Below are 10330 nucleotides of genomic sequence, written 5' to 3'. Positions count from 1 at the left end.
CACCATCTGTGGGTAACATTATTAACGCGTTGTGAAAAAACTATCCACAATCTATCCACAAAATGTGGATAGACTCATCTTATCCACATAATTATCCATAGTGAAAACACAATAATAATAGCAAATAAAGCGGCTTGTTGCAACGGGATTTTTTTGATTATCCACAAAATGGACAGGGTGTGAAAAAATCATTATCCACACCATTGAACATGTGAAAAAAATGTCGATAAATGTTGTGGATTGTTGATAGGGAGAAAAAATTTATCCACAGCGCTGATCAAAGTTGGAAAAACGAAGAGGCGGTTGACATTTGCTAAGATTGTTCAATATAATGAGAAAGACTGCCCGTAACTGTTATTCCCTAGGGAGGTGTCATAGATGAAACGGACGTATCAACCGAATAGACGGAAACGAAGCAAAGTGCACGGATTCCGCGCGCGCATGAGCACGAGAAACGGCAGAAAAGTGTTGGCGCGCCGCCGCCGCAAAGGAAGAAAAGTTTTGTCTGCATAATAGGCCACTGAAGTTTCAGTGGTCTTTTTTCTCAATATTTTGCCGCCGGGAAATGGAGTGTTTGGGGAGAATGAAAAAAAAGTATCGGATCAAGAAAAACGAAGAGTTCCAGGAAGTGTTTCAGAGGGGCGCTTCAACGGCCAACCGCCAGTTTGTCATCTACACGCTTGACCGCCCGGAGCAGCCTTATTTTCGCATCGGGCTGTCTGTCAGCAAAAAACTCGGCAAGGCTGTCGTCCGAAATCGAATCAAGCGCTACATCCGCCAATGCTTCCTCGAATTGAAAGAGGAGATTGCCCCTGGCAAAGATTATGTCGTGATCGCTAGGCAGCCGGTGGCGGAGATGAATTATGCGGAAGTAAAAAAAAGTTTAATCCATGTGCTCCGGAAATCCGGAGGGCTGAAAAAAGGAGGCCAACCGTCGCATTCGGCTTGAAAAAATGCTCCACGCGGCAAAAAAAGATGGTAAAATACATACGTGAACTTGTATATGTGGGAGGAAAAAGAAGGTGAAAAGGCGAATCAGATTCATCATTTTGTTCGGTGCGTTAGCGGCTGTGCTGGCCGGATGCACGGAAATTCACAAACCGATCACCCCGGAAAGCAAGGGGTTTTGGAACGAGTATATCGTTTATCCGCTTTCTTGGCTGATCAAATATGTCGCCGGGCTGCTCGGCGGAAGCTTTGGGTTGTCCATCATTGTCGTCACCATTTTGATCCGCTTATTGATTTTGCCGCTGATGATTCAACAGACGCGCAACGCGAAGGCGATGCAAGCGCTTCAGCCGGAAATTGAAGCGCTCCGCAAAAAATACAGCTCAAAAGACGCGCAAACTCAACAAAAGCTCCAGCAAGAGATGATGCTCTTATTCCAAAAGCACGGCGTCAACCCAATGGCCGGCTGCTTCCCGATTTTGATCCAGATGCCGATTTTAATTGGATTTTACCATGCCATCATGCGGACGAGAGAAATTGCCCAACATAATTTTTTATGGTTTGACCTTGGCGAAAAAGACCCGTACTACATTTTGCCGGTCATTGCCGGCGTGACGACGTTCATCCAGCAGAAAATCATGATGGCCGGCTCCGCTCAGCAAAACCCGCAAATGGCGATGATGCTTTGGATGATGCCGATTATGATCGTCATTTTCGCGATCAACTTCCCAGCTGCTTTGTCGCTTTACTGGGTCGTCGGAAATATTTTCTCCATTGTGCAAACGTATCTCATTAAAGGGCCGGAGATTGCCGCCCATTCAGGAGGAGCGAAAAAGTGAAAGAAGTGACCGCGACTGCCCGGACAGTCGAAGAGGCGGTGCAGTTGGCGCTCGCGCAGCTTGGCGTTCCTCGAGAGCGTGCGGTTATTGTTGTGCTCGATGAAGGGAAAAGAGGTTGGTTTGGCTTGTTTGGCGGCCGGCCGGCGGTTGTGAAAGCCGTGCTGAAAATCGACCCGGTTGAGGAGACGGTTCGCTTTTTGCAGCAAGTCATCGCGCAAATGGGGGCGGAAGGGGCAAGCATCGAAGCCGTCCGCCGCGGCAAGCAGGTGACGCTTCATGTGCACGGGGGGCCGGTCGGTCTATTGATCGGCAAGCACGGGCAAACGTTAAACGCTCTTCAGTTTTTGGCGCAGCTCGTCGCCAACCGCCATGCTGACGAATACGTGTCGATTGCCGTCGATGTCGAAAATTACCGCGAACGAAGGGAAAAGGCGCTGATCGAACTGGCGCACAAGCTGGCCGCCCGGGCGGTGAAGACGGGAAAAGAAGTAAGGTTGGAGCCGTTGCCGGCGCATGAACGGAAGATCATCCATGCAGCGCTGGCTGACAACAAGCACGTCTTGACCTATTCCGTTGGCGTTGATCCGCACCGTTCGATTGTCGTCGCTCCGAAAACAGGCAAAATGTCGCCGAAAAAAGAGGCGCCTCGCTAAACTGTAGAGAGGCGGCCTCTTTTTTTACGGGATTGGCGCCGCCTGGAAGATTGGCGATGGAAATGGGGGGAAACGCTCCAGCAAGAGCTTCTTCAAATGGGGAAACAGCGCAGCAACGCTCTTTTTTGCCTATCCGTCCAGATGATTGTGAAGCAATCACTAGTTTCCACCAACTTTTTTGACGGCCGCCGCTTATATTTTTCAACAACCGCGTTGAGCGCGCCGTATTGTTATTCACATGTGGATAAGTTAAAATTGAACTAAGTGAATATGCACAAGGAAAAAAAGCGGCCAAAACGGGCTGTGGATATAGAGAAAGCGGAGTAAAGAGAGGTGAACAGCTTTGACGGAATTTGATACGATCGCCGCCATTTCGACGCCGATGGGCGAAGGGGCGATTGCCATCGTTCGGTTGAGCGGAGATCAAGCGGTTGAGATCGCTGACCGGCTTTTCCGCAGCCCGAGCGGAAAGCGGCTCAAAGACGTTCCATCGCACACGATCCACTACGGGCATATCATCGATCCGAAAAGCGGACGGGTCGTTGAAGAAGTAATGGTATCAGTTATGCGCGCACCGAAGACGTTTACGCGCGAGGACGTGGTCGAGATCAACTGCCATGGCGGGTTTGTTTCCGTCAATCGGGTGCTGCAGCTCGTGCTGGCAAACGGGGCGCGGCTCGCCGAGCCGGGGGAGTTTACGAAGCGGGCGTTTTTAAATGGGCGCATCGATTTATCTCAAGCTGAGGCAGTCATCGACCTGATCCGCGCCAAAACCGACCGAGCGATGAACGTCGCCCTACAGCAAATGGAAGGGCGCCTGTCAAAATTGATTCGCGAGTTGCGGCAGACGATTTTGGAGACGCTGGCACATGTTGAAGTCAATATCGATTATCCGGAATACGATGATGTCGAAGAAATGACGCCGCGCCTTTTGCGGGAAAAGGCGGAATATGTGCGCGGGCAAATTGAAAAGCTGCTGTCGACCGCCGCACAAGGAAAAATATTGCGCGAAGGGCTGGCAACGGTCATCATTGGGCGGCCGAACGTCGGCAAATCGTCGCTTTTGAATGCGCTCGCCCATGAAAATCGGGCGATCGTCACCGATATTCCGGGGACGACGCGCGACGTCATCGAGGAATATGTCAACGTCCGCGGCGTACCGCTTCGCTTGATCGATACGGCTGGCATCCGCGAAACCGAAGATGTCGTCGAACGGATCGGCGTCGAGCGCTCGCAGCAAATGTTGAAGCGGGCCGACTTAATTTTGCTCGTTTTGAATTATCATGAACCGCTGACGGAAGAGGACGAGCGGCTGTTTGCCATGATCGAGGGAATGGACGCCATCGTCATTGTGAATAAAACCGATTTGCCCCGGCGGATCGATATGGAGCGAGTCAAGGAGCTGGCGGCCGGCCGGCCGGTCGTGGGGACATCCCTGTTGCATGAACAAGGAATTGATGAACTGGAGAAGGCGATTGCTGACCTGTTTTTTGGGGGTGAGCTGGAAGCCGGCGATTTGACGTACGTTTCCAACTCTCGCCATATCGCCTTGCTCGAGCAGGCGAAAACAGCGATCGAGGATGCCTTGGCCGGCATTGACGCCGGCATGCCGGTTGATCTCGTCCAAATCGATTTGCGCCGGGCATGGGAGTTGCTTGGCGAAATCATTGGTGATACGGTCCATGAAAGCTTGATTGATCAGCTGTTTGCTCAGTTTTGTTTAGGAAAATAAGCGAGGAGGAAATGCCATATGGATTACCATGGAGGAACGTATGACGTCATTGTCGTTGGCGCTGGCCATGCCGGCTGCGAAGCGGCATTAGCTTCGGCGCGCATCGGGGCGAAGACGCTTGTCATTACGCTCAACCTCGATATGATCGCGTTCATGCCGTGCAACCCGTCGATCGGCGGCCCGGCGAAAGGAATCGTCGTGCGCGAAATCGACGCTCTCGGCGGGGAAATGGCAAAAAACATTGACAAAACATACATTCAAATGCGGATGCTAAACACCGGCAAAGGGCCAGCCGTCCGCGCGCTTCGGGCGCAAGCCGATAAAGTGCTGTACCAGCGGGAAATGAAAAAAACACTCGAAAATCAAGAAAATTTGACGCTTCTGCAAGGAAAAGTCGAGCGGCTGATCGTCGAAGACGGCGTTTGCAAAGGTGTCATCACTCACACGGGGGCGCATTATTACGCCAAGGCGGTCGTCATTACGACCGGGACGTTTTTGCGCGGGGAAATCATCATCGGAGACATTAAATATTCGAGCGGCCCGAACAACCAGCAACCGTCGATTAAGCTGTCCGAGCATTTAGAAGAGCTTGGGTTTGAGCTTGTTCGCTTCAAAACGGGCACGCCGCCGCGCGTCAACAGCCGGACGATCGACTACAGCAAAACGGAAATTCAGCCGGGGGACAAGGAGCCGCGGGCGTTTTCGTACGAGACGACAAAATACATCACGGATCAGCTGCCGTGCTGGCTGACGTACACGACGGAGGAAACACACCGCATCATCGATGAAAACTTGCACTTGTCGCCGATGTACTCCGGCATGATCAAAGGAACCGGGCCGCGCTATTGCCCATCGATCGAGGATAAAGTCGTCCGGTTCCACGATAAGCCGCGCCATCAAATTTTCCTCGAGCCGGAAGGGCGGGAAACGGAAGAAGTGTACGTGCAAGGGTTGTCAACAAGTTTGCCGGAACATATCCAGCGCAAGCTGCTCGAGACGATCCCGGGACTTGAGAAGGCGCAGCTCATGCGGGCTGGCTATGCGATCGAGTATGATGCCATCGTGCCGACGCAACTATGGCCGACGCTCGAGACGAAGCTTGTGAAAAACTTGTATACCGCAGGGCAAATCAACGGCACGTCCGGCTATGAAGAAGCGGCGGGCCAAGGCATTATGGCCGGCATTAACGCCGCCCACCGTGCGCTCGGCCGCGAAGAAATCATTTTAAGCCGTTCGGATGCCTATATCGGCGTTTTAATCGACGACTTGGTGACGAAAGGGACGAATGAGCCGTACCGCCTGCTGACGTCGCGTGCCGAGTACCGGCTTTTGCTTCGCCATGACAACGCCGATTTGCGCCTGACCGAGCTCGGCTATCGGATCGGTCTCATTTCCGAAGAGCGGTATCAAAAATTTTTGGCGAAAAAAGAGGCGATCGAACGGGAGAAAAAGCGGCTGCAAACGGTGATCATCAAACCGACGCCAAAAGTGCAGGAAGTCATCCGTGAAGCGGGTGGAAGCGAGCTGAAAGACGGCATTCGCGCCGCCGATTTGCTCCGTCGCCCGGAGATGACGTACGAGCACATCCGAAAACTGGCGCCGGCTGACGAGGAGATCGCTCCGGAAGTGGCTGAGCAAGTCGAAATTCAAATCAAGTACGAGGGCTACATCCAAAAATCGTTGCAAGAAGTCGAACGGCTCAAAAAAATGGAAAACAAAAAAATCCCGGAAGATATCGATTACGACGCCATCCAAGGGCTGGCAACCGAGGCGCGGCAAAAGCTCAAACAAGTGCGCCCGCTTTCGATCGCCCAGGCGTCGCGCATTTCTGGCGTCAATCCGGCCGATATTTCGATATTATTAGTGTATTTGGAACAAGGAAGAATCGCGCGCGTGTCGAATGAATAAACAATGAGGGAAAGGATTGGCTTATGGAGGCGACACAATTTCAAACCATGCTCGAAGAGAGGGGAATTCTCCTCTCTTCCCGGGCGCTTGCGCAGTTTGAGCGCTATTACGAACTGCTCGTTGAGTGGAACGAGAAAATGAATTTGACCGCTATTACGGACAAGCCCGGCGTCTATGTCAAGCACTTTTTCGACTCGGTGTCCCCGGCTTTTTACTACGACTTTTCAGCGCCCCTTGCGCTTTGCGACGTCGGATCGGGGGCGGGATTTCCGAGCCTTCCGCTCAAAATTTGTTTTCCGCATTTGCGCGTTTCCATCGTTGATTCGTTGCAAAAACGCATCCGTTTTTTAGAGCATCTGATCACCGAGCTCGGGCTTGCGGACGTGGCGCTTTACCACGAACGCGCTGAGACATTCGCCCGTCAAAAGGGGATGCGCGAATCATTTGACGTCGTCACGGCCAGAGCGGTGGCGCGCATGCCAGTGCTTGTCGAACTTTGCCTTCCGCTCGTGAAAATGGGCGGGACATTCATTGCGATGAAAGCTGCTTCGGCGCCCGAGGAGCTGAAAGAGGGAAACAAGGCGATTTCTGTGCTTGGCGGAGAAGTGACGGCGACGGAAACGTTCACGTTGCCGTTTGACGAAGGCGAACGAACGATCATTTTCATCCAAAAAATGAGAAAAACGCCGAACCAATACCCGCGCAAACCGGGAACGCCGAACAAACAACCGATTCAGTAGCGTCTTTGCGGGCGGGGGAGGGCTTTGCCGGCTGAAAGAGAGAAACAAGCTGTTTCGCTCCCCGCCTTCGTCCCGCGCCAAAAAACCGACTGTAAGGCGGCGTATGCCGGGCGAGACAGAGACATTTTGGCCAAGTATGTCCAAAGGTGGTGTAGGGGGATGAAGCATCCATTTTCGCGCTTGTTCAGCTTTGGAGAAAAAGAACAGGAAGAAATGGAGGAAAAGCAAGAGCGGGAGGAAGTTCGCCACATTCCGGTCAAAAGCATTATTCCGAACCGCTTTCAGCCGCGCACGATGTTTGATGAAGAGAAGATCGACGAGTTGGCGCTGACGATCCGCACGCACGGCATCATCCAGCCGATCGTCGTCCGCGAATGCGGGAACGGACGGTTTGAAATCATCGCTGGCGAGCGGAGATGGAGAGCGGTGCAAAAGCTTGGCTGGACGGAAATCCCCGCGATCATCAAAAACTTAAATGACAAAGAAACCGCCTCCGTCGCCCTCATTGAAAACTTACAGCGCGAAGAGTTGACGCCGATTGAAGAGGCGATGGCGTACGCCAAATTGATCGAGCTCCATGATTTGACGCAAGAAGCGCTCGCTCAGCGGCTCGGCAAAGGACAGTCGACGATCGCCAATAAGCTGCGTCTGCTGAAACTCCCGCAAGAGGTGCAAGAGGCGCTCTTGCAACGGGCGATTACGGAACGTCATGCGCGCGCGTTGATTGCCTTGAAAGATAAAGAAAAACAGCTGAAACTGCTGCAAGAAATCATCGACAAACAGTTGAATGTCAAGCAGACGGAAGATCGGGTGTTAAAGCTGCTCGAGGCGGGGGAACGGAAGCCAAAACCGAAGCGAAAGGCGTTCAGCCGCGATATGCGCATCGCCGTCAACACGATCCGCCAGTCGCTTTCCATGGTCGAAAGCAGCGGGGTGTCCGTCCAATCTGAAGAAGAAGAATTCGATGACTACTATCAAATTACGATTCGAATCGCGAAAAAATAACGAAAGTCACCTTTTGCCTCATCAAGCACTGCTGATGGGGTTTTTTCTTTCAGAAAACAAAGTCATTTTCCTGTTTTCGTGCTAAAATAAAATGGATTGAGGAAGAGATAGAGGTAGGTGGCATCGTGGGAAAAGTCATTGCTATTGCAAACCAAAAAGGCGGAGTTGGAAAAACGACGACGGCGGTCAATTTATCGGCCTGTTTGGCGCATCTTGGAAAAAAAGTGCTGCTTGTTGACGCCGATCCGCAAGGAAATGCGACGAGCGGCATCGGCATTGAGCGAGGCGATGTCGACGAATGCATTTACAATGTCATCATTGGCGACATGAAAGCAAAAGATGTCATTCGACCGACGGACATCGAAAATTTATACGTCATTCCAGCGACGATCCAGCTCGCCGGCGCAGAAATTGAGCTCGTCTCGGTCATTTCCCGCGAAATCCGGCTGAGAAACGCGATCGAGCCGCTGAAAGACAAATACGACTTCATTATTATCGACTGTCCTCCTTCGCTCGGCTTGCTGACGCTCAACGCGTTGACAGCGGCCAATTCTGTGCTCATCCCTGTCCAATGCGAATATTATGCGTTAGAAGGGCTCAGCCAGCTGCTTAACACGATCCGGCTTGTGCAGCGGCACTTAAACTATGATTTGCGCCTCGAAGGCGTTCTGTTGACGATGCTTGATGCAAGGACGAATCTAGGCTTGCAGGTCATTCAAGAAGTCAAAAAGTATTTCCGCGAAAAGGTGTACCAGACGATCATCCCGCGAAACGTGCGGCTGAGCGAGGCGCCAAGCCATGGCAAGCCGATCATTTTGTACGATGTGAAATCGCGGGGGGCGGAAGTGTATTTGGAACTGGCGAAGGAGGTGCTTGAACGTGGCTAAAGGTCTCGGCAAAGGCATCAGTGCGCTGTTTGACAACCTTTCTCTCAATGAATTGAATGGGAAAGAGGAAACGGTGCGGGAAGTAAGCATTCACGACCTTCATCCCAACCCGTACCAGCCGCGGAAAACGTTTCAGCCTGAGGCGATTGAGGAGTTGAAGCAATCGATTTTGCAGCACGGCATTTTGCAGCCGCTCATCGTCCGCCGTGTACCGAACGGATTTGAAATCGTCGTTGGCGAACGGCGCTACCGGGCGGCCAAAGAGGCGAATTTGCCGTCAGTGCCGGTCGTGGTGCGCGAGTTGACTGATGAGCAAATGATGGAATTCGCCCTTCTTGAAAACTTGCAGCGCGAGGATTTGAACCCGATCGAGGAAGCGATGGCGTACAAAATGTTGATGGACAAGCTGCACTTAACCCAGGAGGAAGTCGCGAGCCGTGTTGGGAAGAGCCGTCCGCACATCGCTAATCATTTGCGTTTGTTGTCCCTCCCTCTAGATGTGCAAAAGCTGCTCATTGACGGCACACTTTCGATGGGGCATGGCCGCGCGCTTTTAGGGCTGAAACAAAAAAGCAAAATGAAATCGATCGTGGAACGGACGATTCGCGAAGGGTTGAACGTCCGCCAGCTTGAAAAACTGATCCAACAAGCGAACGAAAATGTTTCACGTGAAACATCGAAGCGGAAACCGCCGGAAAAAAGCGTGTTTATTCGGGAAAGCGAATCGTTGCTGCGCGAAAAATTCGGGACGAACGTCACGATTAAACAAACGAGGAAAAGAGGAAAAATTGAAATTGAGTTTTTTTCTCCGGAAGATTTAGAGAGAATATTAGAACTGCTCGATGTGCGGTTCGACGAGTAAGTCGGCCCTTTGATCAAGGCCGGTTTATTTTTTTGCAAGAGAGGGTTGGACATCATGGTGTTGTTAGGGACGATTGTCAACGCAGTCAGCATTATCGCCGGGGCGTTGATTGGAAAATGGCTTCATCGCATCCCCGAGCGAGTAAAGGAAACGGTGATGGGGGGGATTGGGCTTGCGGTGGCGCTGCTTGGCATACAAATGGGAATGAAAAGCGAACAGTTTCTCGTTGTTATTTTCAGCCTTGTTTTCGGCGGCATTCTCGGGGAGTGGTGGAACTGGGAGGAAAAGCTGAACCAGCTCGGTCAATGGCTCGAGGCGAAAGTGAGCGGAAACGGGCAAGGAAGCATCGCGAAAGGGTTTGTCAGCGCGACGTTGTTGTTTGTCATCGGGGCGATGGCCATCGTCGGAGCGCTTGACAGCGGGCTGCGCGGCGACCATAGCGTCTTGTATACGAAATCGATTTTAGACGGCTTTGCCAGTGTCATTTTGACGACGACGCTCGGCATCGGCGTCATCTTCTCCGCCTTGCCGGTCGTTGTTTATGAGGGGAGCATCGCGCTGTTGGCGACGCAAATCGAACGGTTTGTGCCGAAGGAAGTGCTCGATTCGTTCATCGCCGAATCAACGGCGACCGGAGGTATTTTAATTATGGCCATTGGACTCAATATGCTCGGTTTGACGAACATTCGCGTGGCCAATTTGCTGCCGAGCATTCTCATTACGGCAGCCGCCGTTTTCATTCTTTCACTCGTTTAA

Annotated in this window: 11 protein-coding genes; all 11 read left to right on the top strand. The window is 52.1% G+C overall.

Annotated features, from left to right (window positions below; all coding sequences use genetic code 11):
• Positions 1 to 378 precede the first annotated feature (378 nt).
• The 11 genes from rpmH (at position 379) to GHH_RS17660 (ending at position 10330) form a co-directional block, all read left to right on the top strand.
• Positions 379 to 513: a 50S ribosomal protein L34 gene (rpmH, locus tag GHH_RS17715; RefSeq protein WP_003253900.1), complete on the top strand. Its 135-nt coding sequence runs from the start codon at positions 379 to 381 to the stop codon at positions 511 to 513.
• Positions 514 to 583: 70 nt separating this feature from the next.
• Positions 584 to 949, top strand: coding sequence for a ribonuclease P protein component (rnpA, locus tag GHH_RS17710; protein WP_011232960.1), 366 nt, complete (start codon positions 584 to 586; stop codon positions 947 to 949).
• Between the two features lie 73 nt (positions 950 to 1022).
• A complete protein-coding gene (spoIIIJ, locus tag GHH_RS17705) occupies positions 1023 to 1787 on the top strand; it encodes a YidC family membrane integrase SpoIIIJ (protein WP_011232959.1) in 765 nt (254 codons plus the stop codon).
• Positions 1784 to 2440 (top strand): RNA-binding cell elongation regulator Jag/EloR, encoded by a 657-nt coding sequence (gene jag, locus GHH_RS17700; protein ID WP_011232958.1) that lies wholly within the window; start codon positions 1784 to 1786, stop codon positions 2438 to 2440. Before spoIIIJ ends, jag begins: the two co-directional genes overlap by 4 nt.
• Positions 2441 to 2783: 343 nt before the next feature.
• A complete protein-coding gene (mnmE, locus tag GHH_RS17690) occupies positions 2784 to 4172 on the top strand; it encodes a tRNA uridine-5-carboxymethylaminomethyl(34) synthesis GTPase MnmE (protein WP_011232957.1) in 1389 nt (462 codons plus the stop codon).
• Positions 4173 to 4190: 18 nt separating this feature from the next.
• Complete coding sequence (gene mnmG / locus GHH_RS17685) at positions 4191 to 6080, top strand: tRNA uridine-5-carboxymethylaminomethyl(34) synthesis enzyme MnmG (protein WP_011232956.1); 1890 nt, start codon at positions 4191 to 4193, stop codon at positions 6078 to 6080.
• Positions 6081 to 6103: 23 nt separating this feature from the next.
• A complete protein-coding gene (gene rsmG, locus GHH_RS17680; RefSeq protein WP_015376131.1) occupies positions 6104 to 6820 on the top strand; it encodes a 16S rRNA (guanine(527)-N(7))-methyltransferase RsmG in 717 nt (238 codons plus the stop codon).
• 159 nt (positions 6821 to 6979) lie between these two features.
• Positions 6980 to 7825 carry a nucleoid occlusion protein gene (gene noc / locus GHH_RS17675; protein ID WP_011232954.1) on the top strand — a complete coding sequence of 282 codons (846 nt, stop codon included), beginning with the start codon at positions 6980 to 6982 and terminating at the stop codon, positions 7823 to 7825.
• Between the two features lie 125 nt (positions 7826 to 7950).
• Positions 7951 to 8712: a ParA family protein gene (locus tag GHH_RS17670; RefSeq protein ID WP_011232953.1), complete on the top strand. Its 762-nt coding sequence runs from the start codon at positions 7951 to 7953 to the stop codon at positions 8710 to 8712.
• On the top strand, positions 8705 to 9574 hold the full coding sequence (locus GHH_RS17665; RefSeq protein ID WP_015376130.1) for a ParB/RepB/Spo0J family partition protein: 870 nt from the start codon (positions 8705 to 8707) through the stop codon (positions 9572 to 9574). The genes GHH_RS17670 and GHH_RS17665 overlap by 8 nt, the downstream gene beginning before the upstream one ends.
• Positions 9575 to 9628: 54 nt before the next feature.
• Positions 9629 to 10330 (top strand): DUF554 domain-containing protein, encoded by a 702-nt coding sequence (locus tag GHH_RS17660; RefSeq protein WP_015376129.1) that lies wholly within the window; start codon positions 9629 to 9631, stop codon positions 10328 to 10330.

Source organism: Geobacillus sp. GHH01 (assembly GCF_000336445.1).
Classification (GTDB): domain Bacteria; phylum Bacillota; class Bacilli; order Bacillales; family Anoxybacillaceae; genus Geobacillus; species Geobacillus zalihae.
The sequence above is the reverse complement of the archived record's forward strand: the minus strand, read 5'-3'. Positions and strand labels throughout refer to the sequence as shown.

Bases quoted from the DNA above. Each gene is read 5' to 3' on its own strand.
- rpmH (WP_003253900.1), top strand. From the start codon at position 379: ATGAAACGGACGTATCAACCGAATAGACGGAAACGAAGCAAAGTGCAC.
- GHH_RS17660 (WP_015376129.1), top strand. From the start codon at position 9,629: ATGGTGTTGTTAGGGACGATTGTCAACGCAGTCAGCATTATCGCCGGG.
- mnmG (WP_011232956.1), top strand. From the start codon at position 4,191: ATGGATTACCATGGAGGAACGTATGACGTCATTGTCGTTGGCGCTGGC.
- rsmG (WP_015376131.1), top strand. From the start codon at position 6,104: ATGGAGGCGACACAATTTCAAACCATGCTCGAAGAGAGGGGAATTCTC.
- noc (WP_011232954.1), top strand. From the start codon at position 6,980: ATGAAGCATCCATTTTCGCGCTTGTTCAGCTTTGGAGAAAAAGAACAG.
- rnpA (WP_011232960.1), top strand. From the start codon at position 584: ATGAAAAAAAAGTATCGGATCAAGAAAAACGAAGAGTTCCAGGAAGTG.